This is a genomic window from Williamsia sp. 1138, from assembly GCF_002095435.2.
In the GTDB taxonomy this organism is placed as follows: domain Bacteria; phylum Actinomycetota; class Actinomycetes; order Mycobacteriales; family Mycobacteriaceae; genus Williamsia.
Genome location: NZ_MJEJ02000054.1, coordinates 412,159 through 437,414, shown reverse-complemented (window position 1 = coordinate 437,414; position 25,256 = coordinate 412,159). Strand labels below are relative to the sequence as shown.

The following is a 25,256-nucleotide window of genomic DNA, read 5'->3' as shown; positions in this document are numbered from 1 at the left end:
TCAGGGGTGGTTGGGGTTGTTGATGACGGGGATGCTGATGTTGATGGGCATGCGTAGTTCTGACATGTAGAACAGGACGAATTGGCGGAGGAATTCGTCGAAGAGCCAGTAGGCTTCTTCGGGTACGCCGAGGTCGAGTCCGCCTTCGCGGACGATGACGTAGGGGCCCCAGGCGGTTTCGAGTAGTGGTGTCCATACGGGTTCGGTGGGGATGTGGAGCCAGTTGGCGATGTCGTTGCCGAGCATGAAGCGGGTGAGGGCGCCGAGGATGGGTCTGCTGAGCAGGGTGAGGTCGAGGTTCATGCCCAGGCTCAGGAGGATGTCGGCGAGTTTGATGCCTTCGGGGGTGGGGGCGAGGATGGGGTCGAGGACTTGTTTGGCTTGGGAGTCGGCTTCGTTCCAGGAGGAGGGGATGTATTGGTCTTCGACGCCGAGTAGGTGCGCGGCCAGTTGCCAGGAGTGCAGGAACCCTTCGGATTCGTCGGCGGCGATGGGGACTTTCCACTTTGTGAGGTTGCGCATCACCGTGGTGGGCAGTGAGTGCCAGGTGACCATGATGTCGGCTTGGCTGATGGGTATGTCTTCGGGTGCTGAGTTCACCCAGTGCGGCGATTGGGGTAGCAAATGGCGAACGGCGGCGTGTGCGAGGCGGGTTTTGACGCAGGTGACGACCATTTCGCCGTCGGGTTGGTAGGCGTTGAGTGAGCCGATGTCGTAGCCGAGTTTGGCGGTTTTGGTGATGCGGTCTTTCATGTCCGCGCCGCCTTTGGAGTAGTAGACCGCGCGGGCTTCTTTGGGGATGACGGTGCTCATCATGCCGCTGGCGAAGCCGTAGAGGACGCCGAGGTAGGTGCCGCGTTTTTGGTTGAAGTTGACTGCGCTGACGAGTTTTTGTTCGTCGGCCCAGTCGGGGAGTTGTTTGGCGTGTTCCATGAAGTCGCGGAGTTCGCTGGGTAGCCCTGCGGGCAGTGGTTGGGAGTTCTTGGTCCAGTGTTTGAGGATTTCGTTGACCTTGGGCACTTCACCCCGGTCCAGGAGGCCGGCAACAACAGGATCGGCTTCGACGTCCCACACGTATTTGGGGTCGGCGCCGCTGCCGACGCCCGGGACCGAGCCGGCGGGCGACCACGTCCACGGTGTTGCCGGCGCTACCAGGGCCGCGGCCCCCGCGGCCCCTAATATTCCGCCGGCTTTGAGCATATTCCGCCTGTTGAAATCTTCCATTTTCGATCTCCCCGTCCAACCACGCCAACTGAAGCAATGAAACGATGTGCGTTTCTTCGTCTCATTGCTACCATAACTGTGGTGACTGTCACAAGTGCCGAACTATTGATGAACCGGTCATAGTCAGAAATTGGAGCGCCCGTGGAGAATGCCTTGTCCGCCCGACTCGGATCGGCGAGCACACAGTCTCTGCTTCAGCGCGCCTACAGCGACGCCCGAGCTCGTGACGAGGGCTTTGATCGGACGAAGATGCGACTACTCGACGCAGCGTATGAGCAGTTCTGCCGCATGGGAATTCAGCGTTCTTCGATGGAAGATGTCGCCCGCCGTGCAGAGCTGTCACGCGTCACGGTCTACCGCCGGTTCGCCACGAAGGACGCTCTGGTGGAACAGGTCATCGTGCGGGAGTTCCGGCGATACTTCGATCAATTTCTTATTGACATCAGGCACGCCCATACGGCTGCGGACCGCGTGGTGGTGGGCTTTGTCAGTTCGCTCCGAGCCTTTCGGGAGAACCCTCTCATCGGAGGACTCATGGCCGCCGAACCCACGCTTCTTGCAGGGTCGATGATCGCCGACGACGGCCGAATGCTCGGCGCCGTCAGTCAATTCGTCGCAGGGCAGCTCCGCCGTGAACAAGAGGCCGGGAAGGTACCCGAAGACCTCGACACGGACCTGGTCGCGGATGTGATGGTACGTATCTCCGCATCATTTCTGACCGCCCGCAGTCAGGTCGTAGATGTCGACGACGCCGAGCAGCTCACGATGGTTGCCAGGCAATTCTTGGTCCCGATGTTACGGCTGGCCGAGGAATGATCGCTACGCGCCGAGGTGTGGCCGTACGTGCGGCTCGCCGCGAGGGTCTCGTATGTTTGCTGCTATGCCTTCAATAGACGCGTCGGGTCGGTCGATCCACTACCTCGATGAGGGAAGCGGACCCGCTGTCCTCTTCGCACACGGATTCTTCATGGACGCAACAATGTTCGCACCGCAAATGAAAGCGTTCCGCGACACCCGCAGGGTGATCAGCTGGGACCTACGAGGGCACGGACAGTCGCCTGCGGATCGGGCTCCGTTCACGTACTGGGATCAGGCTGCAGACGGGTTCGACTTGATGGATGCGCTGGGGATCGAGGCTGCGACCGTGGTCGGGATGTCGCAGGGCGGGTATATCGCCCTGCGGATGGCGCTCGCGCAGCCGTCGCGAGTGGATCGGCTCGGTCTGATCGACACTCAGGCGGTGGCTGCTTCGGCGGAGGAGAAGGCGGGTTACGGCGCGCTGTTCGAACAGTGGCTTGCCCACGGTCCGACCGACGAACTGGCTCTGCCCTTGGCGCAGCAGATCGTGGGGGAGCCCGGGCTTGTCGAGGAGTGGGTCGGGCGGTGGCGACGACGCGACCCCGAGCTGATCCGGTATGCCGCCGACTGCATCCTGAACCGCGACGACATCACCGCTCGCCTCGGGGACATCACGTGCCCCGCCGCCATCATTCACGGGTCGGCGGACCAGGCAATCCCGGTGTCTGAAGCTGAGCGCCTGCATGCTGACATCTCTGGCGAATCGACATTGACGATCATCGATGGAGCCCCTCATGCGGCGAGCCTGACGCATCCTGCCGAAGCGAATGCCGCTATTGCGGAGCTGCTTTCCCGGTGATGCCGAGGTACAGCTGGAGATTCAGCCGGGTGGGGTCGGGCCACACCTGAGCGGTCAAGGTCAGGTCGACGTCATGGTCGAGGTCTCGGACCAGCATCTGTGATGTCTGGCGGCCCTCGAAGACCTGCTGGTCGCTCCAGTAGGCGCGGAACTGTGTGCTCACGGAACACTTCGTCAGCACCTCGTCGTATTCGCCGGGGTGCATGACCATGAGGTGGCGCAACCAGCCGATGGTCAGCCGTGCCTCTGCTTCCCACTCGAGCATGATCCGGCGGGAGTCGGGCGCGAGAAAGAACCAGTAGAGGACGTTTCCCACAGTTTCGAGCCCGCGGTAGATCCGGTAGTAGTCGGTATTGGCATGCAGTACATTCCATTTCGAGTCGAGTATCGCTGCCAGGTGCGGTGAGAGCATGTCGACATAGTCGATGTCGTCTCGGGTGATGCCGCCTGACGGGGCCGTGGGCGCTGCCGGTGAGAGCCCGGCAAGTCTGTAGAGGTGTCGGGCGTCCGTCGGGTTCAGTTGCAATGCCTGGGACAACTGATCCAACACATCTTTGGATGGACGTTTCTGTTGCCCTTGTTCGATGTGTGAGACGTAGGTGTTGCTGTAGCCGGTGACGCGCGCGAGGTCAGACTGTGTCAGGGAACGCGTCCGCCGGCGTTGGGCGACAAAGGTTCCCAGTTGTGGGAGGGCTGGATTCTCGTGATCCACAGACTGCCTCACCTATCACTTTGAGTGATACCACTGATAATGGTATCGCGAGATCGTTGACGGACGGTTTACTGACTACCACACTCGACACCAGGGGACGCAAGAGTCGAAACCGTCATTTCTTGATCTGGCGATGACGAGGGGGGATGCGTTTATGGGGGGAAAGGACGACTGGGCAGTCGGTTATCCGGATGGGGGCGTCGTCGAGTTCGGCTGCAACGAGGCTGCCGCGAGAACCACCTTCGAGATGCTGCGGGCGGCGACATGGACGACGACGGGGGAGTCCGTCCGCCCACGCCTGCTCATGAGGACGGAGCACCGCGGTCCGTACCAGGAGGTGGCGCACGGCGCCGCGTCCTACGCGACGGCAGTTCCCTCGAGTTCGACCAGCTGACCAGGAATGGCCAACCGCGTCACGCCGAGCATCGTCGTGGTCGGCGCCACGCCGGCGGCGCCCAGTCGCGACGCCAGCTCGCCGTAGTGTTGGAACAGTAGGTCAACGTCGGTGGTGTAGACGTTGAGCCGCACCAGGTTTGACAGAGACATACTCGCTTCGCCGAGCACGGCGACGAGGTTTTGCACACTCAGCCTCAACTGGCCGCCCATGTCATCAGGGTGCGCAGGCGAGCCGTCGCTGTTCATCGCGGTCTGCCCAGAGCAGTAGAGGGTTCGGCTGTGTCCGGACACGAGTTCGCCCTGGTTGAAACCCATCTCCACCGACCACGCCACAGGGTTGACCGCTGTCCGCTGCACTGTCATTTCGACTCCATCCAATTGCTTCGTTGACTACCTGACAGGAGCTTCTCAGCAATACACGACACCCTCTGTCATGTATTTCGATACCGTTCCTGGAGTGCGCGCTGATCGGCTGGTCTCCCTGGTGCTGCTCCTACGGCAGGGCGGCCAGATGTCAGCGTCTGAGCTGGCCAGGGAGTTGGAGGTCTCGACCCGAACGGTTCTGCGCGATATCGAGGCGTTGTCCGTGGCCGGCGTCCCGGTGTACGCCGAGCGCGGCCGCCGCGGTGGCTTCACCTTGTTGCCCGGGTTCCGGACTGAACTCACGGGCCTCAATCACGAGGAAACCCTGGCCCTGTTGGCGGCGGGATCGGGGGGCGGAGAGAAGGCATTCGGGCTCGGATCTGCGCTGGCGTCCGCGCTGCGTAAGGTCGTCGACGCGCTACCGGAGAGTCACCGCGCCACCGCGGGCGACGGGGTACAACGACTTCTCATCGATGCGGAAGCCGACCTGCTCTCACGCCGATCGCTCACCGAGGAGGTGGCCGGCCCAGCGATGATCGAGGTCCGACGAGCGGTCTTGGCCGGGCGCAAACTGCGGATTCACTACGCGGCCGCGGGGCAGGAGCCACGATGGCGGACGGTGGACCCGATCGGTCTGGTCGCAGCCCGCGGCAGTGCGTACCTACTCGCCACCCGAGCCGGAGCGGACCGCACCTACCGACTGTCGCGCGTGCTGGCGGCCGAAGTCATGTCCGGCCCCGCGGAGCGCTCGGAGCACGTGGATCTACCGCAGATCTGGCGTGAGCGAAGTGCTCAGTTCCGAACGGGCGGCGAGCAATACACGGTGCTGGTCAGAGTAGACCCCGAACAGCGTGAGGAGTTGTCGAACGCTTCCCTGGCCGTACTGACCGAGGGCACCGATCCCGATGGCTGGCTTCGGCTGACAGTGACGTACCAGGATGCATGGCACGCCGAATGGGCGCTGTGGCAACTCGGCCCACACGTGGAGGCCCTCGCCCCGCAGCCGCTCAGGAACACTCTGCACACCCGTGCAGTCGCGATCGTTCAGTGCTACGAACCGCCGTCTTGACCCCGTGCGGACTCCGGGCGGGGATACGCGCTGCGATAGCGGGCCCGGCGCAACCGTGCCATCCGGTTGTCCAGGTCGGGATCGTCGGCTTCGTGCCTGTTCGAGACGATGACCGCGACGGTGATGGACGCGAAGACCACGGCGACCACCACCCCGATCACCGCACCCAGCGCAGATCCTCCTGCCCAGAAGAAGAGCGCGAGCGCGACTCCTGCAAAGGTCGCAAGACCGCTGAGGAAGCCCACCCATCCCTTGGCTCGCAGGCGGATGATTCTGCGACCTCGTTCAGTAGCGTCTCCCGGCATATGATGTCCCTTCGATTGCGGATCGAGCGCGTCCGTCAATAGAGCTACGTCGGACGCGGCGTCCTTGATGCAGCCTTGCCGGGCTGTCGCGAGAGTGAATACCCACCGCAGGTGGGGTTAAACGATCGGCAACCCGGCGCTAGGTCCGTATCGACGTCGCGCCCGTCATTGCGGTCGCGGGGACACCGCGATTAATCCCTCGCGCTGCCGCCGCCACGACTGTTAGCGTGGCGCTTCGCACCAGAGACCGACCAGAGCAAGGAATGAATACATGACCGCGATGACTGCCGCCACGGAGGCCCTGCGTCTTCATCCGCGTCCACTGTTCAGTCAGCTCAAGAAGGTCTCACCATGTCTTCATCTTCGAAAGAATCTGCTTCTCCTCACCTGATCGCCCACGGTTGGAATGACCGGGTGGCGCACCTGTTCGCGCCTTTGACCGGGGCACATCTGGTTCCAGGCCGCGTTGTCTGCGTCTACCGAGGTAATTGCGACGTCGCGACCCCGACCGGCACCATTCGGGCGAGTACCCGGTCCGTCACCGGCTCCGATCCCATGTCGGCGGTGTGCACCGGTGACTGGGCGGTGGTCGAGACGGTTTCGTCCCTGCGCGTGGTCTCGGTGCTACCCCGCAGCAGTGCCCTGGTCCGTTCCACCGCGGACCGCACGTCTCGACAACAGGTGTTGGCGGCCAACGTCGACATCGTCGTGATCACCATCTCGGCATCGATACCGCTCAAGAACGCGCGGGTCGAACGATTGCTCGCCGCCGCCTGGGATAGCGGGGCCAAGCCTGTTGTCGCAGTCACCAAAGCTGACCTGAGTGACGATGTGCAGGCATTCTCCTCCGAGGTCTCCGCTGCAGCGGTGGGAGTTGATGTGGTCGTCACGAGCGCGACCACGACGGAGGGGCTCGATGCCCTGACATCGACACTCGATGGCACGGCCGTATTGATCGGACCGTCCGGTGCCGGTAAGTCCACGCTCGCAAACGCCTTGCTCGGTGCGGACACCCTCGCCACCGGGCCGGTACGTTCCGTCGACGGAAAAGGGCGGCATACGACCGTGCATCGAGAGCTGCGTCCGATGCCCGGAGGCGGGGTTCTCATCGACACCCCCGGGCTGAGGGCGCTGGGTGTCGCGGATGTCGGTGCTGCGCTCGAGAACGTCTTCAGCGATATCGACCACCACGCGGGGCAATGCAGTTTCCGCGATTGCACTCACCGGACGGAACCGGGTTGCGCGGTTGCTGATGCAGTCGCCGCCGGGCGCCTTGCTGCCGATCGGCTTGAGCGCTATCGCAAATTGAAGCGGGAAAGCGATTGGGAGGCTGCGCGTTCAGACCTGCGAGCGACCAAGGAACGCAAGCGTCGTGACAAGGCGATCGCCAGGGACCAGCGGGCCATGTACCGGTTTCGCGACCGTCAGCGCTGACCCTGAAAACATTGTTGTGGTCGCCCGGGAACTTTCTGCTCTGGCGGGCGCTCTTACCTACAACAACCGAGAACGACCACCACCGAGCAAAGGAAACATCATGAGCGTCGAAAACTACGACACCAACGCCGATGGCTACATCGACACCGTCCTGACCGACACCAACGGCGACGGCTGGGCCGACGTCGAAGAGTACGACACCAACTTCGATGGCTGGACCGACACCGTCATGACCGACGTCGACTACGACGGCTGGAGCGACGTCACCGAATACGACACCGACTACGACGGCTACTTCGACACCGTCGCCGCCTGAGCCATCTCTGCCCCTGACGCCCGCTGATCGCCTACGCGATCGGCGGGCGTTCTTCGTCTGCAGAGAACACTTGCCAGATCCTAATTACTCACTTAGAGTAAAAGTCATGAACACATGGCAACCGATCGAAGTGGTGGAACTGATCGCACAGGCGCGCAGCGCATCTGATGTCTTCGGACTTGATTCCTCGACGCCGGCAGGTAAGCGCGCGGGTCGACGGCTTCACCGCGCACTGATCGCCGCTGTACATCCGGATCGCGCGGCCGCCGCAGGCCTCGACCGTGCGCTCGCAGCACGAGCGGCCGCCGAGCTGAATCGGCTCTACGACACGTGGATGACAGTGGATCCGGACGTTCAAGGCCCACATGTTGTCGGCCCTCGGAACAGCTACGCGTTGAAGGAGCGTCTATGGACGACACCGGGAACTGTCGTCCATTGCACCGATGACCAGCAGGTGCGAGTCGAAATCGCGCGGCAGGTCGGGGGCGGTGCACAGCCTCTCGGGTTCTTGCACGACGCACTTGCGGCACAACGGATGGACGCGTTCGTGCCCGAGGTCCTCGAGGCGGCGATCACCGACGGCCATCAGTGGACTGCCTACCGGTTACCGGCAGGCATGCGATCCCTGCGCGAGGTGCACGCTGCCTACCCCGCAGGCCTCGACGGACGTGACTGGGCGTGGATGGCCCGCCGCATCCTGATGACTCTGGCAGCGGCCAACCGGACCCACGGTGCCCTGACGCTCGACACGGTACTGATTCATCCCGACCAGCACGGGGTGATGCTGACCGGATGGGGGCCGGCACGGCGTGGCGGCCACCTCGACGGCGTCGCGGTTGCCGACCTCTTCGAGATCATGCTGGGTGCATCTGCAGCCCAACAGGTCTCGTTCGCGAGGGCATCGGAGCGACTCTCACCGTCGAGGCGACTACACGAATACGACCTGCTCTTGCAACGGCTGTACGGGGAACGCCGCTTCCGGCGTTTCGCGCTCACCGACCAGACCACGGCGACGTCCACCGGGACGCGCTGAATGATGAAGGAGTGACACCATGGGTGGAGGATATTGGGACACCAGCGCCTACCAGGCGGCTGCAGCATCACGCCGGAGTGCCGGCGTCGACGACTTCGGCTACTCGGCGACGATGCGAAATGTTCCGCGTAACAAACGTAAAGCCGCTCCCGCACTGGATGTCTTCGGGGCGCGTACCCGGGAGGCGCGAGATTCTGACCAGCACCCGAACTCGACCCCTATCGTCGTGCTGTTCGACGTGACCGGGTCGATGGGACGCGTACCGATTACGGTGCAACGGCGCCTTGCTGATCTGCTCGGACTGCTCACCAGAGGCGGATACGTCCAAGACCCGCAGATCATGGTCGGCGCGATCGGCGACGATCAATTCGATTCTGTGCCATTGCAAATGGGGCAGTTCGAATCCGACAACAGGATCGATGAACAACTGCGTGACATCTACCTCGAGGGCGGCGGTGGGGGTGACAAGCGTGAGGGTTACGCGCTCGCCGCATACTTCCTGAACACCCGCGCCCAGACCGACGCCTGGGACAAGCGCGGCAAGAAGGGATACGTCTTCATCATCGGGGACGAGATGAACAAGCAGGTCTTGTTCGCGGAGTCGGTGCGCCGCTTCGTCGGCGACGATCTCACTGAGAACGTCGACGTGGAGCAGGTGTACCGCCGCCTGCAGGAGAGGTGGAATGTCTACTACGTCCTGCCGAACCTGACGAGCTACTACAACGATCCAGAGGTGGAAGCTCACTGGCGGGCACTTGTCGGCGAGCGGTTTCTCAAGCTCGACGACCCGGACGGTGTTGCCGATCTGCTCGCCTTGACCATCGGCATCGTCGAGGACGCGATCTCGCTCGACGAGGGTTTGGCGGATTTGCAGAGAGCAGGGGCGACCACGGCCCCGGCTGTCGGCACCGCACTTGCGCGGATGCGCACCAGCACAGCCGTTGTCGCCGGCGGTGGCAGACTCCCGGCGGACCTGTGATGGACGCAGGAATGAGCGGTACCGGCCGGGAAGGCGTGCTTCCCGGCCGGGCCGCCGGCGCACCGATCATCGTCGTCGGACTCGGCTACGGCGACGAGTCCAAGGGTGCGACGGTGGATTACCTGGCGTCTCAGATCCCCGACACCGCCGCGGTGGTGCGCTGGTCAGGTGGGTCCCAGGCCGCGCACAACGTGTGTCACGGCCCGCGCCACCACACATTTCGGCAGTTCGGCTCGGCGTCGCTGCTCGACGTCCGGACGATTCTGCAGGCCCCGATGATGGTGAACCCGCTCAGCCTCGTTGCCGAGGCAGGCGAACTCGAAGCGCTCGGAATCGGCGACCCACTCGGTTTGATCACGGCCGACGCCCGCGCCTTGGTGACGACACCCATTCATGTCGCGATGAACCGAGCGCGAGAGATATTGCGCGGCAACGCACGTCACGGTTCGACGGGTGAAGGTATCGGCGAGACCGCGGCGTATGCGCTCGCCGTCACAGAGCAGGCCCGTGCCGGTTCGATGATCGGCAACTTCCCGGTGCTCGTCGATGCTCCCGCGGGGCCGGCCCCGACGCTGGCCACCCTGCGAGACCGCGATGCCACGATCCGGGCACTCGACGCGCTGGCGAGGTATGCGGCCCCACTGTTGGCCTCCGCCGGTGAGGGTGCACCGCACGAGTCGATCGAGACCATCGCCGACGCACTCTGCAGCATCGCCGAGCAGATCCGCATCACCGACGACGTCGACAGCGAGATCGCAGCCGCGATGGCCACGGGGACCGTCCTGTTCGAGGGAAGTCAGGGGGTCCTACTGGATGAATGGAATGGCTTCCACCCGTACACGACCTGGTCGACGATCGTACCCGCCGATCTCATCGAATGGATCTCGCGGACCGGTCACGACCCTTACGTGCTGGGACTGACCCGCTGCTACGCCACCCGCCACGGCGCTGGGCCGATGCCGACCGAGGATGCGAACCTCCAGTTGCCTGACGTCCACAACCGCGAGGGGCGCTACCAGGGAGCCTGGCGGACCGGTCATCTCGACCTTCCCGCCCTGCGCTACGCCGCTGCGATCACCGGTCAGATCGACGGAGTGGCGGTCTCGCACCTGGACGTGCTCGGAATCGCCGACCTCATGGTGGCCGAAACCTGGAACGGTGACCGGGAGCCGCTGGCGCCGTCGCATGCAGAAGACACTGCAGCACTGGAACACCTGACCGCCCTCGCCTGCGAGGCCCGGCCCGACTACCGTCCACTACCGGAAGGTGTCGATGAAGTCACCGACTTGATCGCAGGAGCAACCGGGGCTCCCGTGGTCCTCACCGCGGCAGGCCCGACTCGTACCGACAGGAGCATCATTGTCCAAAGACCGGCTCTCGGGGCCCGACAGTAGTTTCCTGAGCATCGTCTGCGTCGACGTGGTGGCACTGACCTACGATCGCGCCGCTCGGCGGGTGCTGATCGGGACGCATCGTCGGGAGATCGCTCCCTTCCGCGGCAAGCAGGCGCTCCCCGGAGTCGTGGTGCACAGCGGTGAGCGACTCCGGGATGCCGCGGGCCGGGCGCTGGTCAAACTCGGGATCACCGCGCCGCCGCCGGCACTCGGACAGCTGCGTACGTTCGACGAACCGTCCCGTGACCCGCGGGGTCCGTCGCTGTCGATCGCGATGTGGGCAGCGTTGCCCGACCACACTGTGCTGCCCCATCAGCCGGCTGTATGGGTACCCATCGACGCGGCGCCCACGTTGGTGTTCGACCACAACGAGATGGTCGACGACGCTCGCGCCATTCTCGCCGAAAGACTGTGGCGCGATATCGAATTCACCCGCAATCTCACCGGGGCCGAGTTCACCGCGACCGATGCGGTCGCGATCACCGAACAATTGGGTGGTAAGCCGCCGCATCGGGCAAATCTCAACAGAGACCTCGCGCACCTGGATGGCCTGGCGCAAGCGGGCACCGCGCCCGGCACCGGTGGACGACCCCCCAAACTGTGGAGGTGGGAGGCCTGACGACCGGGACCTCTCAGATGTGGGCGACCTGCCGGCGTGCCGACCGTCGGTTGATGATCACTCGGTAGGTCCGCTGCAGAATGGTGGTCCGGGCGGTCTCGGGGTCCATGAACTCGTTCTCGGCCAGCGGGCTGTCCTCGCCGTCGATGACGTCGTGGTCGAACTCGACGAGCGTCTTTCCTTCACCGGAATGCAATTCGACCGCGGCGATCAGCGAGGACGTCTCGTCGAGGGTGCGCTGGAACTGGTCCGGATCGATGTCCAGGTGCTCGCCGAGCAGCCGGTTGCGTACGCCTCTGATCGCGGTTCGTTGGTCGTCGCCGTTCACCGTTTCGGGTCGTACCTCGACAGCGAGATCGCATTCACTGTCGAAGCCGAGTGACCGGTTGTTGAGATTCGACGAACCCACGCGCAACAACTCGTCGTCCATGACCAGGATCTTCGCGTGGACGTAGATGGGTTCGCCGCTCTTCGTGACGGGATGGTATGCGCTGAAGCGGTTTTCGGTGTCGGCTCGCCACAGCATCTTCAGCAGGGTGTGGCGCGCACCGTCCATCGTCGCTTGCTCGAGCCAGCCGTCGGCATGCCGTGGGAGGACCAGGACGATTTCGGGTCCCTGTGGTTCTCGCAGCCTCGCGGCGATGGCTTCGGCAAGTGTTCTCGATGCGAGATACTGGCTTTCGATGTAGAGGTACTTCTTCGCGCCGGCGATGGCCGCGAGGTACAGCGCTTCGACTTCTCGAACTTCTTCGCGCCCGGGGATTGTGGGTAGTGTCCGGGCGATGGCCACATCGACAGACCGCATCGTCGGCTCGAGCTCTCGCGGCCAGTGGTCTGCCAGGTCGTCGGTGATCGGCTCGAGCACCTGCCCGGTGGCCGCCTTCCACCGATCGCGGGCCATCTCGCCCACCGCTCGTGCGGCCGCGCCATCGACCGCAGTGGTGGCATCGTGCCACGGTCCGTAGGACCTGCCGTTGGGCTTCGTGCGGTAACCGTTTCGGTCGTTGTGGTCGGACGTGTCCCACCGGTCGACGGTCATGTCGATGCCGCCGCAGAAGGCGATCTGATCGTCGATGACCAGGATCTTCTGATGGTGCGCAGCGCCGACAGGATGGGCGGTGTCGATCTCGAAATGAAGTTTGCGGTCGGTCAGCCAGTTCTCCACGAAGATCGGCGCCATGCCGCGGGTGACCGCGGCGAACGCACCGAGGCTCCACTTGAGCAGATGGATCTCGAGATCCGGGTTCTGCTCCGGCAGCCACTTCAGGAAGTTACCGAGCCGGTTGGGTCCGTCCAGGGTCTTTTCGGCCGGCTCTAGCTTGATCCTGGTGTCGAAATCCCAGCCGATCAGGACGATTCTGCGGCGTGCCTGCAGCATCGCGGCCTTGGCGTGCCGGAAGTAGTCGGCGGCGTCGACGATCACGGACAGGCGGTCGGCCTCGGCGATCTGCCAACAGGTGTCGCCCGGCACCAGCACGGGTCGTTCATCGCTCACGGGTCACTCGGTTCCTTCGGCGCGGCTGATCCGGTCGATGTTCCGACAGTCGCGCATTGCAGCAAGGTGGGTCACCCGGTACTCCGTGTGCCACGTACAGAGTAGTGAGGCTGCGTCTCAGCGATCGGCGAGGGCCAGCGATGCGCGCATCTGGCTGAACCGGAACAGGGCCGGTTCGCCGACCTGCTCCTGGTAGCGCTCGATGACGTCGTCGACGAATGATCCGACGTCGGTTCCCGGGAGACGGTTGGTCCAGTCGGTGGCGCCTACTGCGAACCACTGCGAGAAGTCGTCGGTCGAGTCGAACTGCCACTGCAGATTCTGGATCTCCAGCGCGGAGACGCTGAATCCGGCAGCCGCCGCGAACTCCCGGAAACGGTCGGGTTCGACGTGGAAGTACGGCGGTTCGTAGTCCGAGAAATGCTCTTGCCAGCGCGGACTCGTCGCCACGTCCGTGGCGACGTCTTCGATACTGCGCTGCTCGGTGGCGCAGACCATCTGGACCACTGCCCGCCCGCCGTTGTCGAGACTGCGGGCGATCTGTCGTAGAGCAGCCGTCTGATCGCGCACCCAGTGCAGCGCGTTGAAGGACACCGCGATGTCGAAGTCATGGTCGAACGGGAGCGCCAGGGCGTCGTCGACGTGGAACTGGACTCGGAGTTGTTCGGCAGGCACCCTGGTCAGGGCTTTGTCGATCATGCGACGGGACGCGTCGACCCCCACCACAGACCCGGCCGGCAAACGCTCCGCCAGCTGCATGGTGATGAATCCGTCACCGCAACCGACGTCGAGGAGGCGTTCATCGCCGGCCAGTTCGAGGCCACGAACGGAAACCTCGGCCACCATGCGCTGCAAGGCGCTGACGTCGGAGTATCGATCGCCATCCCAGTCGACCACTTACCACTCCTTCACCGGCCCCGCGTTGTCTGGTCAATTGTGCCGCACCCGCGGGGTCCATATCCCGACTTGCCGAATGGTCGAACTCCGCTTCGACGTCGCCACGACGGGGGCTTGTTGCTATTCTGAATACACATGTATTCAGATGGGGGATGGAATGGACGAGGACACTCGGCGTATGTCGCGGGCTGAGATGGATGAGATCGACAGCAGCTTCTTCGCGACGTCGCTGCTGTCCATGGGTCGTTCGATGAGCACGGCGAATGTGATCATGCAATTGGCCAACCCGGCGGTCGGGTACGGCGTGGCCCGGAGCAAGGTCGAGAACGGCCGCCTCGACAAGCACCCCGTGAAGCGCGCCCGGACGACAGCGTCCTATCTCGCGGTGGCCGTGTTCGGCAACGCGGACGACCGCAGGCGCTTTCGACAGGCGGTCAATCGTCAGCACGTCCAGGTGCGGTCCGACAGCGACAGCCCGGTCACGTACGACGCGATGGACGTCGACCTGCAACTCTGGGTCGCTGCCTGCCTGTATGCCGGATGGGAAGACATCTACGAACGTGTCCATGGGCCACTGACGGGGCAGAGGCGTGAGACCTTTTATCAGCAGGGCAAGGTCTGCGGCACCACCTGCAGATGCCCGCCGAGAGTTGGCCCCGGGATCGGGACGCGTTCGGTCGCTACTGGGATGAGCAGTCGCAGCTGATCTCGATCAGTGATGAGGTGCGCGAGTTTCTCCTCGGCATCGCGAACTTCGACTATGCCCACCCGGCCATCAAACGTCGATACGGACCGGTGAAGTACCGCCGAACCATCGGCTATCTTCCGCAACCATTCCGGGAGGCGATGAGGGTCTCGTGGACAGAGGAAGACCAGGAGTGGTTCGACGGTTACGCCGCCGGCCTCGTCGCGCAGGAGCGTAAAAAGCCGCTGTGGCTGTCGCAACTGGGTTTTCGCCTGCTCTTGTGGGACGTCCGGCTGCGCTGCCGCTTGGGTCGCCCACTCGTCTGAGGGCACGGCCCGCGTACCTCGGCACGCAACTGGTCCCATCCGGATGGCGTTCTGCGACGAACTCCAGTCAGATGCAACCGGAGAAGGGGCGGCGAGGATGGCTACCAGCGTGAAGGCGTCACAGGGCAACATGCGGCAGTGTGCCGCCGACAATCAGGTGCACGTGCGGGTTCCGAACAACCGTCCCATCAGCAACGACAAGTTCATCGAACTGGTCAATCCTGATGGATCCGTGACCACGATCTGCCAGCGCGCCGACGGGACCATCGAGGTCCACACGGCAGCGATGGCGGTCTCAGGTCAGGCGATCGGCGTTCCCGTGGCCGGTTCCGCCCAAGCCGTTCCTTCCGAAGGAACTCAGCGCTGAATGCTCGAGCCGGCGCGCCGGGTCACGTCAGTGATCTGATCCGGTTGGTGACGATTCCTGGATCGGTTGTGACCACCTGTGCGTAACCGGAACCGCCGACCACGAACAGATTGCGGTCGTCGATCGCCACAAGACGGGTCCGACCCCGCTGGCTGGGTCCTATCACCGCGTCGGTGACCGCGAGATCGCCTTCGGTCTCGATGAGCTGGATGACACCACTGCCGCCGCTGATGGCCACTGATCCGCCAACCCGAGCGATCGACAGAACTGGTCCGACACCTGACTCGGCCGGATCTCCAGGAGTCGGATCCCCGTCCCTCCACCAGCGCAGGCTCCCATCCGAATGACCGACCACGAGTGCCGTTCCGTCCGCTGAATAAGTCAGAGCAGACACGTCCCCGTCACCTACCTGTTCAGCAGTGCGGGTGAGGCGGCCATCTGCGGATACGTGCCACTGCGCGATGGCGCCGTCGACCCCGCCGATCGCGATGGTGTCGCCGGTCGGATCGAACGCCAGCGCGTTGATCCAATGCCCGGCCAACGCAGCGTCTGACCGTGCCACCAGTCCTTGGTCGGTGACCGCCCACGTCCCGATCGCGTTGTCCGTGGTGGTGGTGGCCAGCAGCGTTCCTGACGGATTGAAGGCAAGATGGTTCCGAAAGCGGTTGTCCAAGAGGCGGGTTGGCCCGATCTGTCGAGGCGATTGTCGATCGGTGAGATCCCATAGAGCGAGTGAGCGCCCCGCGATCGTGGCGATCAGTCGACCGTCACCGCTGAGTGCGGTCGACGAGAAGCGCTGCTCGGGTAGCAGTGTCGTGACCATGGGGCGTCGGGGGTCGAATGTATCGGCAAGAACCGTCACGCCGTCGTCGAACGTCGCGACGCAGAGACTGATCTCGACTGCGCAGCTGGGCTGCTGACCCTGGCCGGCCGCGCCCGGCACCAGCCCGTCGGGTAATTGCCATCGGAGCGGTCCGCTGTCGGTGGCACTCACGAGGCTGTTGTCATCGAGGAACCGGGAGGCGTAGATCGGCGTTCCCTGCGCCCGCAGCGGCACTCCCGTCAACAGCGGGTTTTCCGGACGGGAGACGTTCCAGACGTGAATGCTGCCGTCGAGGCTGGACACGGCGAGCTCGGAACCATTCGAATTGAATGCGGTGGACCAGACGGCCGCAGTTGGCCCTTTCAGTGGAGTGCCGATGGGTGTCAACGATGCGCCATCGATCGACCAGAGTTGGGTCTCTCCGGAATCATCGGCCGACGTTGCGAGAGTTCCGTCGGGAGCGAATGCGACGGAGTGGACGCCGGAGGTGTCGGCGATTGTCTGCTGCGCTCGCGGTCTTCGGGGGTCGGTGACATCCCACAAGGTCATCGTGTGGTCGTCATTTCCGGTCAGGATCAGGGGACGAGTGGGATGCCAGGCAATCGTGCGTGCGGGCGATCCCCCGGTGGGCGACAACGACAGTTCCAGCGGCGCAGTGTCGTCAGCAACATCCCACAAGGTCATCATGCCCGCCCCGTCTGTCGTTGCCAGCAACGGTTGCGTGGGCGAATAAGCGACGGTGAAGGTGGCCTGCGATCTCCGCGTCTCCACTGTGGCGGAGCCTTCGATCCCGCCCTGATCGTCGAATCGCCACAATCGGACCGAGCCATCGGCCCCGGTGCTGGCCATACCCCTTCCCCGCGGATCGAATGCTGTCGTCGTGGTGTAACCCGCATGTGCGTCGGGAACCACTGCGAGCTGGGTCGGCGGGGAGGTGTTGCGCCACAGCTCGATCGAGCCGTCGGCTCCGGCGAAGGCAAGTACGTCACCGTTGCCGGCTACGCTCCAGGCAGCCCCTGCCGGATCCGGGAAACGTTGGTAGAGGCCATCGGCCTGGGTCGCCAGCACCCGCGCGACGATCGACTGATCAAACGGATACTTGGACAGTGCCTCCGAGGCGAGACGTGCGGAGGCCGTCGGGTCGGTCATGGCGGAGCGATCGATCTCGGCCAGGGTTGCGTCGCGATTGGCAAGGTCCAGCGCCCGCGCAGCATCGTTGCTCTTCATCGTCGCCAGCAAGCCGGCGACCAGGGCGATGGTCGCGAGCAGGGTGACCGAGACCTGGGCGATGCGGCGTCGGCGGTGACTCCGCTTCGCGCGACGGCGCGACGTCTCGAGAAACTCATTGATGCCGGGTCCCGGGGTGCCCTGGTGATCGAGCCACTGCTTCGTCGAATCGAGCTGTGCGTCACGGTAGAGCAAGCGGGGGTCCCGCCCACTCGCCTCCCACTGCTCGGCGTCGACTTCGACGTACCGGCGGATGGGAGCCCACTCGCGCTCGGCGCAGACCCAATCACGGAGCCGTGGCCACGAATCGAGGAGTGAGCGGTGCGACAACTCGATCTGATCGTTGGACAGGACGAGTAGTCGCTGATCGAGGAAGTGATCGGCGACGTCGGTGGCGCGGACGTCATGGCGGTCGAAGGTCTCGAGCGATTCGACGGGCGTCCGAATCGCCACGACCGACCCGTCCGGAGTGAGGTGCACCAGTTGCAAGAACACATGCCGGGCGACTTCCTGCTCGTCGGGAGTCAGCCTCACAAATGCCCCTTCGGCAACGGTGGAGACGATGCCCGCGATCCCGCCCGTGCGCTGGTAGGCGGCGATCGTCAGCGATGAGGACTCCCGCGCTTCCCAGGTCTCGCGCATCAGCAGCTGCAGCATGGCCAGTGGCGCGACGTTCCCGGTCTCGGCGGTGAGATCTTTGATGATCAGATCCGAGAGGCCCGTGGCGACCGCCACGCCCCGTACCTTCGCCGGCTTCTCGATGATCTGAGGGAAGCCCTCGGGCGCGACCGGCTTCACCACGATCGATCGATGCTCGAGCGCTTCGGCGAAGGGTTGATCCCCGAGCGCCCGCCCATAGAAGTCGGCGCGCAGGACAGTGACAACGGCCGCCCCTGACCAGCTTCCCAAGCTGTGGAGGATCGACAGGTACTCAGCGCGATCCTGCGGGTTCACCTCGGTGTACAGGTCTTCGCATTGGTCGACGACGATGAGGACGACTGGGCTCTCGCGTTGCTCGAGCGCGGCAATGATCTCCGTCGCCGACGCGCCATCGGGCCCGATCTCATCTGCCACTCCGAGGCCGGTCAGCAACTCCCCGACCGGGTCGGAGCCCGGCCGCATCGAGGTCATCGTGCAGGACACTTTTCGCCTGCGCAGGTACAGACCTGCTCCGGTGGCGAGAGGGCCGATCCCAGCGTTCAGCAGGGAGGTCTTCCCGACGCCCGCGGCACCGAGCACCATCGTGATCCCGGCCCCGGGCGTGATCTGCCGATAGAGACGTTTGGTCAATTCCTCCCGGCCGAAGAACACGTCGGCATCCTCGGCCCTGAAGGGAAGCAAACCCCGGTAAGGGCATTCCTGAGAATCCGACTCCGGTGCGGCTATGGAATGTGAGGTCCACAGCATTTCCCAGTCGTCGAGCTGGCGGCGATAGGACTCCGGATCTGCCCCGCGTTTATCGGCGATGTCGAAGAGGGCCAGCAGATATGGCCGGAGGTCGTCGAATTGCCGGGGCGAAGACACGCCACGCCGCCAATCGCTCAGACGTTGCGTTCCGCCGCGGGCCCCGTACGACCTGGCGCGCCTCGCGACGGCTACCAGGATCGGATCCCCGGCGGCAGCGAACAGCTCGACCAACCACGTATTGATGACTTCGCGACGTGCTCGCAAACGGTCCCCCAACCGACTCATCAACCAGTTCGTTACCCCGGTTCACAAGCTACCGGACTATTGCGATCATCCGGAACCTAACCGGAGGCGTCCAAAGCGGAAACATCAGAAGTTGCCGCTGAACTGCACTTTCCCCCGTCCTCCGCTGTGGCTGTCGCCGGTCGGCGATCAAATTGATCTGCGTCCATGTGGTCCACCCGACCGGCGAACAGTCTGGTCCCGGACACAGCGGCGTAGCACCCGGTGGCCGAATGCCTCGGTGCCGGTACCGATAGAAATGAAGGGAAATCGAATGATCGACAAGAGCATCTCGCTCGCCGAAGAAATCGATGAGCAACATTTCGATGGCGTCGCTTACGGCGCGTGCACCACGAACACATTCACCCTGTCCGACTTCCTCGGAAACGACGGTGGTTGGTGCACGTTGACCAAAGAATCCCAGAACAACTGCCAGTAAGTGGCGTTCGAACATCACGGAGAGGTGTGAAACATGGCAGTAGACAAGGCCGGGCGGTACGACGAGTCCGAATTGATCGCACTGAACGAGACCGAAGCGGCGGGTGGCACTCATCCGACGACCATCAGCCTCGCATCTGCACTGTCCGTCGCGCTGTGCCCCACGTTCAAGTGCACCGGCGTCGACGGTGGCTGCGGCTAGCACAAGGAGAAGAACATGATTCGCAACAACATCGAGAAAGCGCAGGAAGCCGATCTCATCGCTCTGGCGGATGAGCAGGAGTCCGACGCCCATGCCGGCACGATCAGCATGACCAGTTTGGTCGAGACCATCTTGATATCGATCGTCACCGCGGCCTGACGACAAGAGTCAATCACCAGTAAGGAGCTCGATAATGCCCTACAGCAATATCGAAAGAGTAGACGAAGCAGAACTGATCGCCCTGGCCGACGACCGGGATTCCGATACCTACGGTGGAACTCTCACCGTCACCAGCCTGCCGGGAACAACCATCATTCCCGTCTCGATCATCGTGACCAAGGCCTGACCCTCGGTTGCGTCGGCGCGGGCCGGTGCCCGACGTGTCATCTGGCTCCGGCCCGCGCCTCACCACTCGAATCCCGTCCACGAAGGAGTCACCCATGACCGCGGATCTGCAGGTGTATCCCGAACTCACCGCCGAAGAGACCCGAGAACTGCTGGAGCCGCTCGCGCAATTCGACGACCGACTGGACGCGGCGCTATCGCACGACACATTCCATTCCTTCCCGCCGGTGCTGGGTTCGCCTGCCCCCCAGCACGAATCGCGTCCATTTCAATCCATCGTCCGTGTGTTGGTCGAGCCCGAACGCGCGGAGACAGAAGAGGCACTGGCCGCCCACGGTCACAGCCCTCGCCAACAGCTCATCGAAGAATGGGCTTCGTCGCTCGAGGCCGCGCTATATGAGGTGTACGTGCGGGTGCTCGTCCGTCACCTGTCGACGGTCTCGGCGGCGAACGGTCTCAACGGCGAGACGCCAGAAGAGCGGTACCAGTCGTACGTCAGCGACTTCGGCAACTCCGTGCTCGAGGAGCTCCATCGAGACCATCCGATGCTCGAACGTATTCACCGAAGCCATGTGACCACCCGACGCCGTGCCTTGGTCGAGATGCTGAACCGCGTGCACCGCCACAGGGCTGACCTCGAGGGCCGGCTGTCGATACCTGCCGATGCCGAGATCACCGCGGTCGACCTCGGTCGCGGTGACACCCATGCCGGGGGCCGAAGCGTCGCGGTCATCACTTTCGACGGCGGGATGAAAGTGGTGTACAAGCCGCGCCCGGTCGACTGTGAGGCCGGCTATGCCGAACTGGTCGACTGGTGCGCCGAGCGTGGCATCGTCCTGCCTGCTGCCGAGGTCGTCCGCTGCGACGGCTACGGATTCGTCGAGTTCATCACCGCCGTCGATGTCCACGACAGCGACCGGAACGCCTTCCTGGACGCCTCAGGCCAACTGGCCTGTGTGCTCTACCTCCTCAACGCCCGGGACATGCACCACGAGAACGTGATCGCCGATCATCGTGGACCGGTTCCGGTGGACCTCGAGACGCTGATGCATCCTCCCCGTAACCGGAGCGGCGGCATCCCCGAGGTCCCGCGAAACGCCCACGAGATCCTCAGGACCTCTATCTACGGTGTAGGTCTGCTGCCGCTGGTCCTCGTTCGGGAAGATGCATCGGGCGTTTACGACCAGATCGACCTGGGATTTCTCGGCGCCGACGAAGAAGGGCGCTCGCCCTTTTCAGCGCTGACCTTCACAAACCCTTTCCGTGACGACATGGCTGTCGTCCTTTCCCGTCCTGACAAGGAGGGGCTGCGTGCGAGTACCGTACGTGGCCACAGCCGCGCCGATGTGCTGCAACTCGCCGACGCGATGGCTGCCGGCTTCAGACGTGCCTACGAGGCGATTTCGGCTGAGGCGGCCGAGTTCGAAGCCGTCGTCATCCGGACATTCAATCGTGCCAAGGTCCGGTACGTTCACAATCCCACCGCGACCTACGCCCAATTGCTTCGGACGACAACGTCGCCGGAGGCTCTCGCGTCGCCCGAGCTGTCTGCGCTGTTGCTCAAGCGTCTGGTGATCGCCAACCGGTACTGCGCTCCGGAGCTGACAGCCACCGAGGTCACGCAGATGGTCAGTCGGGACGTACCGTACCTGCTGGTCGACGCGACCGGTACCGAGGTGCGGGACGCTGAGGGCAATCCAGCAGGGGCGACCGTTCCAGCGTCGCCACTCGGGACGGTTGTCGACAAGATCCGCGGTCTCGGTGACTCGGACCTCGCGCAACAGATCGACCTCATCTACGCGGCCTTCACGGCCCGCTTTCCGGACAACCACCTGGAAGCAGACTCGCCCGCTTCGGTGCCCACCCTGCGACGCGACGAGGGTCTGCCAGATTTGGCCCGGCGCCTCGGCGATCAGTTCACCGAGTCCATGCTCTCTGACCTGTTCGGGCATCTGCCGACGACCTGGCTCAGCCCGCTGGCGTCGATGCAAACCCGGCGTGCCTGGCCACCGGGTGTCCTCGGATACGACCTCTACAGCGGTCGGATGGGTCCTGCGCTGGCGCTGGCCACCCTCGGGACAGTGCTCGACCAGAAACGCTTTCATACCGCCGCGGCAAGGGTATTCGATCCCATGGCCGGGATCCTCACCGATCAGAGCTACGAAGACCGGTCGCTCTCGGCCATCGGGGCGGGCGCGTACACAGGACTGTCGGGATGCCTGTTTGCGCTTGCCGCAGCAGGTGAGGTGGCAGGCCGGGCGGATTGGATCACCGCCGCCAGGGCGTCGATACCGGAGGTGGTCGCCAGGGCTTCAGCCGGCGCCTCGCTCGGCGCCATCGACGTGATCAGAGGACGCATCGGGATTGCGTCGGCGCTGCGTGCAGTCGCGGGCGACCACCGCCAATCGTTCGCGATGGTGGACGGCGTGGCCCGCGACGCGGTCGACGAGATCCGGGTGGCGATGCAGGTTCCGCGCGACGAGCGCGATCAGGTCCTGCGCCAGTCCGGCTTCGCCCATGGCATCGCGGGTCTGGTGTTTCACCTCACTGCTCTCGCGTCCGACGGATTCGGCGGCGGCGATGCGCAACCTCTCGCGCGGGACCTGTTCGATGAGCTCCCGCAATTCTTCTCGCCGGAGCAGGGCAACTGGCGCACCAGCTTCGATGAACCGCACCACTCCACCGGTTGGTGCCACGGAGTGTCGGGTATGGCGCTCGCGCTCAACGAGTTCGCCGCCTCGGAGGCTGCGGTCGGCAACCGGGCGACCGAGTTCACCGCTCGCGCCATCGATACCCTGCAACAGCACGGATTCTCGCGCAATCTGACTCTCTGTCACGGCGATCTGGGTAACTGGGAAGTCGTGCAGCGGGTGGGTTCGGAAGCCCAAACGCGCGAGGTTGCGGAACTGCTCACTGCGCAGGTCGTCGGGGCAAAGTCCCACGACCGGCACAGTCGACACGCGAACACGGCGAGCCTGATGGTCGGCACCGCGGGCGTGGCCTATCACCTGGCCAGAAGGCTCGAACCCGATCTGCCCTATTCGCCACTCACTCTGAAGATCGGTGGTGCAGCATGAACATCGGCATCACACGGCGGCCCCGAGCGCACCATGAGCCTGCGCTCCGTCGGGTACCGACGGTCATGCAGCTGTCCCAGACCGAATGCGGACTCGCCAGTTCCATTGCACTCCTGTCCTATTACGGCCGCGACGAAGAATTGGCAGAACTACGCAAGGAGTTCGAGGCGGGACGAGATGGTCTCAGCGCGAAACGGATCGGAGATCTGCTCCGATCCCGCAACATGGATGTCGCCATCTACCGGGTACGCGCAGCCAGAGGCCTGAAGGCGTTTCTCAACCCGGTCATCCTCTACTGGGAGAACTACCACTTCGTGGTGCTCGAATCGGTCGGCAAACGTCACGCGGTCATCGTGGATCCAGCGGCCGGGCGTCGCAAGGTGACGCTCGACGAACTCGAGAAATCGTTCAGCGGTGTCGCCATCGACGCCACGCCGGGAGCGGACTTCGAACGTAAACGGATGCCTGTGCTGCACGAATGGCGCAACATCCCGTTGCTGACGCGCGCTGCTGCGCGCCAGCTCGGATTCACCGCCATCCTGGCCATCTGCGGTTACGCAGCCACACTTGGTCTTCCGTTCATCACGCAGTGGGCGGTGAACAGCTTTACGAGCTCTCCGGATTCTTCGCGGCTGTCGACACTGTTGGCCCTGGTTGCCGCAGCGGCCGTCGGATTCTATGCGCTGCAGGTGATTCGTACTCATGTGCTGGCACATGCTGTGACACTCATCGGCAGTCACCTCATGTTCGGCACCTTCAGCCGGCTGCTGAGTTTGCCGTACAAGTACTTCTCCACGCGATCGCCCGGTGAACTGCTCTTTCGTCTCAACAGCGTCAACTCGATACGCGACCTGCTCTCGGCCCGGTTCGTCCAGGGCGCACTGGACATCGGAACTGCGCTCTGCGTACTCGGCTACATGTTCTGGGTCTCGTGGGAGATCGGTCTCGTCGCCTTGGGTATCTACAGCCTGACCATTGTCGTGCTCATGGCCACGCGCAGGCAGGTGAATGAAGCGCTCGATTCCGAGATCAGTCAGATGAGCAAGAGCCAGGCAATCCAGCTCGATGCGACGGTGACCATCGAGACCATCAAGATGGGCGGCTACAGCGCGCAGTTCCTGAATCGCTGGAACGACGAGTACGCCCGGTCGCTGACCGCGATGAAGCGGCGCATGCGCTTGCAGCAGGGGTGGATCTCGGGTCTGGTCTCGACCATTCAGCTGGCAGGCCCGCTTGCCATGCTGCTGATCGGTCTGCACATGGTGTCCACCGGCACGATCTCGCTCGGTGCGGCGGTGGCCATCCAGGCGGTGTCGGGAATGCTGTTCGCCGTCGCCAGCTCGATCTTCGCCGCGTACAACGAGTTCGTCGAGGCATCGCGGTACATGTCGCGCATCCACGACATCACCTCCGCTGAGCCCGAGTCCGCAGGCGGTGATCTCGACTCACTCGCCGCGGCGTCCGTTCATGTCGACTCCGTCCAGTTCCGCTTCGACAAGCATTCCGCGAACGTGCTGGACGGCGTGGATCTCGACATCCCAGCCGGAGCCAAGGTCTCGCTGGTTGGGGCGTCTGGTTCGGGCAAGAGCACCCTGGGGCGAATCATCTGCGGTCTCTACCAACCCACCGGCGGCACAATCCGATTCGGGGGGCGGGACAGTCGGGACTACGCAACCGACGCACTCCGCAGCGAGATCGGATACGTCTCCCAAGAAGTGCACCTGCACAACCGCACCGTGGTGGACAACCTCAAAGCAGGAGCGACGATGGACGACGACGAGGTCATCGCATTCGCCAGGAGCCTCGGCATCATCGACTTCGTCGATGCACTCCCGATGGGGTACAACACAGTGATCTCGGAGATGGGTGCCAACTTCTCCGGCGGTCAACGACAGCGGCTGGCGCTCGCCCGCACGCTTCTGAAGCGGCCGGCGATCTTGGTCCTGGACGAGGCCACGGCAGCGTTGGATTCATTGAACGAGCGGCGCGTGACCGAGATCCTGGAGAATCTGGGCTGCACCCAGATCATCATCGCCCACCGTCTCTCGACCGTGCGGACTTCCGATGTCATCTACGTGCTCGACGGCGGCCGAGTGGTCGAGTGTGGCGACCACGACGAACTCATCGGCAGTGGGGGGCATTACAGCGAGCTCTATGGCCGGCTCGAACCCGTGACTGCCTGAC

At 63.9% G+C, this 25,256-nt stretch carries 24 protein-coding genes and 1 pseudogene; 18 read left to right on the top strand and 7 right to left on the bottom strand.

The window, feature by feature from the left end; translation table 11 throughout:
* Nucleotides 1-1,224 (bottom strand): oxygenase MpaB family protein, encoded by a 1,224-nt coding sequence (locus tag BH683_RS28300; protein WP_084839595.1) that lies wholly within the window; start codon nt 1,222-1,224, stop codon nt 1-3.
* Nucleotides 1,225-1,365: 141 nt separating this feature from the next.
* Here BH683_RS28300 and BH683_RS28295 point away from each other — a divergent pair, with 141 nt between their 5' ends.
* Both BH683_RS28295 and BH683_RS28290 read left to right on the top strand, forming a co-directional pair.
* Nucleotides 1,366-2,040, top strand: a complete 675-nt coding sequence (locus BH683_RS28295) for a TetR/AcrR family transcriptional regulator (protein ID WP_246833642.1) — start codon at nt 1,366-1,368, stop codon at nt 2,038-2,040.
* A 64-nt stretch (nt 2,041-2,104) separates the two neighbouring features.
* On the top strand, nt 2,105-2,881 hold the full coding sequence (locus tag BH683_RS28290) for an alpha/beta hydrolase (protein ID WP_168187150.1): 777 nt from the start codon (nt 2,105-2,107) through the stop codon (nt 2,879-2,881).
* Here BH683_RS28290 and BH683_RS28285 read toward each other — a convergent pair.
* Complete coding sequence (locus BH683_RS28285; RefSeq protein WP_084839593.1) at nt 2,856-3,605, bottom strand: helix-turn-helix domain-containing protein; 750 nt, start codon at nt 3,603-3,605, stop codon at nt 2,856-2,858. The genes BH683_RS28290 and BH683_RS28285 overlap by 26 nt on opposite strands.
* A gap of 142 nt (nt 3,606-3,747) precedes the next feature.
* Here BH683_RS28285 and BH683_RS28280 point away from each other — a divergent pair, with 142 nt between their 5' ends.
* Nucleotides 3,748-3,987 (top strand): hypothetical protein, encoded by a 240-nt coding sequence (locus tag BH683_RS28280; protein ID WP_143696154.1) that lies wholly within the window; start codon nt 3,748-3,750, stop codon nt 3,985-3,987.
* Here BH683_RS28280 and BH683_RS28275 read toward each other — a convergent pair.
* Nucleotides 3,951-4,346, bottom strand: a complete 396-nt coding sequence (locus BH683_RS28275) for a RidA family protein (RefSeq protein ID WP_084839654.1) — start codon at nt 4,344-4,346, stop codon at nt 3,951-3,953. The two genes, BH683_RS28280 and BH683_RS28275, sit on opposite strands and share 37 nt — an antisense overlap.
* Nucleotides 4,347-4,446: 100 nt before the next feature.
* On the opposite strand from BH683_RS28275, the gene BH683_RS28270 reads away from it, so the two are divergent.
* On the top strand, nt 4,447-5,421 hold the full coding sequence (locus tag BH683_RS28270) for a WYL domain-containing protein (RefSeq protein WP_084839591.1): 975 nt from the start codon (nt 4,447-4,449) through the stop codon (nt 5,419-5,421).
* Here the strand turns inward: BH683_RS28270 and BH683_RS28265 are convergent.
* Entirely contained in the window at nt 5,403-5,726 is a 324-nt protein-coding gene (locus BH683_RS28265; protein WP_084839590.1) for a hypothetical protein, read from the bottom strand. The two genes, BH683_RS28270 and BH683_RS28265, sit on opposite strands and share 19 nt — an antisense overlap.
* Before the next feature lie 351 nt (nt 5,727-6,077).
* Here BH683_RS28265 and rsgA point away from each other — a divergent pair, with 351 nt between their 5' ends.
* The 6 genes from rsgA (at nt 6,078) to BH683_RS28235 (ending at nt 11,501) form a co-directional block, all read left to right on the top strand.
* Entirely contained in the window at nt 6,078-7,160 is a 1,083-nt protein-coding gene (gene rsgA / locus BH683_RS28260; RefSeq protein ID WP_084839589.1) for a ribosome small subunit-dependent GTPase A, read from the top strand.
* Nucleotides 7,161-7,260: 100 nt separating this feature from the next.
* Nucleotides 7,261-7,476 carry a hypothetical protein gene (locus BH683_RS28255; protein WP_084839588.1) on the top strand — a complete coding sequence of 72 codons (216 nt, stop codon included), beginning with the start codon at nt 7,261-7,263 and terminating at the stop codon, nt 7,474-7,476.
* Nucleotides 7,477-7,582: 106 nt separating this feature from the next.
* Nucleotides 7,583-8,509 (top strand): hypothetical protein, encoded by a 927-nt coding sequence (locus BH683_RS28250; protein WP_084839587.1) that lies wholly within the window; start codon nt 7,583-7,585, stop codon nt 8,507-8,509.
* A 19-nt stretch (nt 8,510-8,528) separates the two neighbouring features.
* Nucleotides 8,529-9,488 carry a hypothetical protein gene (locus tag BH683_RS28245; RefSeq protein ID WP_084839586.1) on the top strand — a complete coding sequence of 320 codons (960 nt, stop codon included), beginning with the start codon at nt 8,529-8,531 and terminating at the stop codon, nt 9,486-9,488.
* Between the two features lie 11 nt (nt 9,489-9,499).
* A complete protein-coding gene (locus BH683_RS28240; protein WP_246833641.1) occupies nt 9,500-10,882 on the top strand; it encodes an adenylosuccinate synthetase in 1,383 nt (460 codons plus the stop codon).
* Nucleotides 10,848-11,501: an NUDIX hydrolase gene (locus tag BH683_RS28235; RefSeq protein WP_084839584.1), complete on the top strand. Its 654-nt coding sequence runs from the start codon at nt 10,848-10,850 to the stop codon at nt 11,499-11,501. Before BH683_RS28240 ends, BH683_RS28235 begins: the two co-directional genes overlap by 35 nt.
* 13 nt (nt 11,502-11,514) lie before the next feature.
* On the opposite strand, the gene BH683_RS28230 is transcribed toward BH683_RS28235, so the two are convergent.
* Both BH683_RS28230 and BH683_RS28225 read right to left on the bottom strand, forming a co-directional pair.
* Nucleotides 11,515-12,996, bottom strand: coding sequence for a phospholipase D-like domain-containing protein (locus BH683_RS28230; RefSeq protein WP_084839583.1), 1,482 nt, complete (start codon nt 12,994-12,996; stop codon nt 11,515-11,517).
* Between the two features lie 117 nt (nt 12,997-13,113).
* On the bottom strand, nt 13,114-13,893 hold the full coding sequence (locus tag BH683_RS28225; RefSeq protein WP_084839582.1) for a class I SAM-dependent methyltransferase: 780 nt from the start codon (nt 13,891-13,893) through the stop codon (nt 13,114-13,116).
* Between the two features lie 157 nt (nt 13,894-14,050).
* Here BH683_RS28225 and BH683_RS28220 point away from each other — a divergent pair.
* Nucleotides 14,051-14,904 (top strand): annotated as a pseudogene (locus BH683_RS28220) (oxygenase MpaB family protein).
* Between the two features lie 97 nt (nt 14,905-15,001).
* On the top strand, nt 15,002-15,271 hold the full coding sequence (locus BH683_RS28215; protein WP_143696153.1) for a hypothetical protein: 270 nt from the start codon (nt 15,002-15,004) through the stop codon (nt 15,269-15,271).
* A gap of 22 nt (nt 15,272-15,293) precedes the next feature.
* Here the strand turns inward: BH683_RS28215 and BH683_RS28210 are convergent, their stop codons facing one another.
* Nucleotides 15,294-19,013 carry a hypothetical protein gene (locus tag BH683_RS28210; RefSeq protein ID WP_143696152.1) on the bottom strand — a complete coding sequence of 1,240 codons (3,720 nt, stop codon included), beginning with the start codon at nt 19,011-19,013 and terminating at the stop codon, nt 15,294-15,296.
* Nucleotides 19,014-19,284: 271 nt separating this feature from the next.
* Here BH683_RS28210 and BH683_RS28205 point away from each other — a divergent pair, with 271 nt between their 5' ends.
* From BH683_RS28205 to BH683_RS28195, 6 genes are all read left to right on the top strand, one after another.
* Nucleotides 19,285-19,449, top strand: coding sequence for a plantaricin C family lantibiotic (locus BH683_RS28205; RefSeq protein WP_084839579.1), 165 nt, complete (start codon nt 19,285-19,287; stop codon nt 19,447-19,449).
* A 33-nt stretch (nt 19,450-19,482) separates the two neighbouring features.
* Complete coding sequence (locus BH683_RS28810) at nt 19,483-19,650, top strand: class II lanthipeptide, LchA2/BrtA2 family (RefSeq protein ID WP_168187149.1); 168 nt, start codon at nt 19,483-19,485, stop codon at nt 19,648-19,650.
* A 15-nt stretch (nt 19,651-19,665) separates the two neighbouring features.
* Entirely contained in the window at nt 19,666-19,809 is a 144-nt protein-coding gene (locus tag BH683_RS28805) for a hypothetical protein (RefSeq protein ID WP_168187148.1), read from the top strand.
* A gap of 34 nt (nt 19,810-19,843) precedes the next feature.
* Nucleotides 19,844-19,996 carry a hypothetical protein gene (locus tag BH683_RS28800; RefSeq protein WP_158539935.1) on the top strand — a complete coding sequence of 51 codons (153 nt, stop codon included), beginning with the start codon at nt 19,844-19,846 and terminating at the stop codon, nt 19,994-19,996.
* A gap of 94 nt (nt 19,997-20,090) precedes the next feature.
* Nucleotides 20,091-23,072, top strand: coding sequence for a type 2 lanthipeptide synthetase LanM family protein (locus BH683_RS28200; RefSeq protein ID WP_084839578.1), 2,982 nt, complete (start codon nt 20,091-20,093; stop codon nt 23,070-23,072).
* Nucleotides 23,069-25,255: a peptidase domain-containing ABC transporter gene (locus BH683_RS28195; protein WP_084839577.1), complete on the top strand. Its 2,187-nt coding sequence runs from the start codon at nt 23,069-23,071 to the stop codon at nt 25,253-25,255. The genes BH683_RS28200 and BH683_RS28195 overlap by 4 nt, the downstream gene beginning before the upstream one ends.
* Nucleotide 25,256 lies beyond the last annotated feature (1 nt).

What these genes read in the sequence shown, in the direction of transcription:
- BH683_RS28810 (WP_168187149.1), top strand. Translation starts at nt 19,483, where the DNA reads ATGGCAGTAGACAAGGCCGGGCGGTACGACGAGTCCGAATTGATCGCA.
- BH683_RS28245 (WP_084839586.1), top strand. Translation starts at nt 8,529, where the DNA reads ATGGGTGGAGGATATTGGGACACCAGCGCCTACCAGGCGGCTGCAGCA.
- BH683_RS28800 (WP_158539935.1), top strand. Translation starts at nt 19,844, where the DNA reads ATGCCCTACAGCAATATCGAAAGAGTAGACGAAGCAGAACTGATCGCC.
- BH683_RS28210 (WP_143696152.1), bottom strand. Translation starts at nt 19,013, where the DNA reads ATGAGTCGGTTGGGGGACCGTTTGCGAGCACGTCGCGAAGTCATCAAT.
- BH683_RS28300 (WP_084839595.1), bottom strand. Translation starts at nt 1,224, where the DNA reads ATGGAAGATTTCAACAGGCGGAATATGCTCAAAGCCGGCGGAATATTA.
- BH683_RS28240 (WP_246833641.1), top strand. Translation starts at nt 9,500, where the DNA reads ATGAGCGGTACCGGCCGGGAAGGCGTGCTTCCCGGCCGGGCCGCCGGC.
- BH683_RS28805 (WP_168187148.1), top strand. Translation starts at nt 19,666, where the DNA reads ATGATTCGCAACAACATCGAGAAAGCGCAGGAAGCCGATCTCATCGCT.
- BH683_RS28280 (WP_143696154.1), top strand. Translation starts at nt 3,748, where the DNA reads ATGGGGGGAAAGGACGACTGGGCAGTCGGTTATCCGGATGGGGGCGTC.
- BH683_RS28265 (WP_084839590.1), bottom strand. Translation starts at nt 5,726, where the DNA reads ATGCCGGGAGACGCTACTGAACGAGGTCGCAGAATCATCCGCCTGCGA.
- BH683_RS28195 (WP_084839577.1), top strand. Translation starts at nt 23,069, where the DNA reads ATGAACATCGGCATCACACGGCGGCCCCGAGCGCACCATGAGCCTGCG.
- rsgA (WP_084839589.1), top strand. Translation starts at nt 6,078, where the DNA reads ATGTCTTCATCTTCGAAAGAATCTGCTTCTCCTCACCTGATCGCCCAC.
- BH683_RS28255 (WP_084839588.1), top strand. Translation starts at nt 7,261, where the DNA reads ATGAGCGTCGAAAACTACGACACCAACGCCGATGGCTACATCGACACC.
- BH683_RS28200 (WP_084839578.1), top strand. Translation starts at nt 20,091, where the DNA reads ATGACCGCGGATCTGCAGGTGTATCCCGAACTCACCGCCGAAGAGACC.
- BH683_RS28250 (WP_084839587.1), top strand. Translation starts at nt 7,583, where the DNA reads ATGAACACATGGCAACCGATCGAAGTGGTGGAACTGATCGCACAGGCG.
- BH683_RS28290 (WP_168187150.1), top strand. Translation starts at nt 2,105, where the DNA reads ATGCCTTCAATAGACGCGTCGGGTCGGTCGATCCACTACCTCGATGAG.
- BH683_RS28205 (WP_084839579.1), top strand. Translation starts at nt 19,285, where the DNA reads ATGATCGACAAGAGCATCTCGCTCGCCGAAGAAATCGATGAGCAACAT.
- BH683_RS28215 (WP_143696153.1), top strand. Translation starts at nt 15,002, where the DNA reads ATGGCTACCAGCGTGAAGGCGTCACAGGGCAACATGCGGCAGTGTGCC.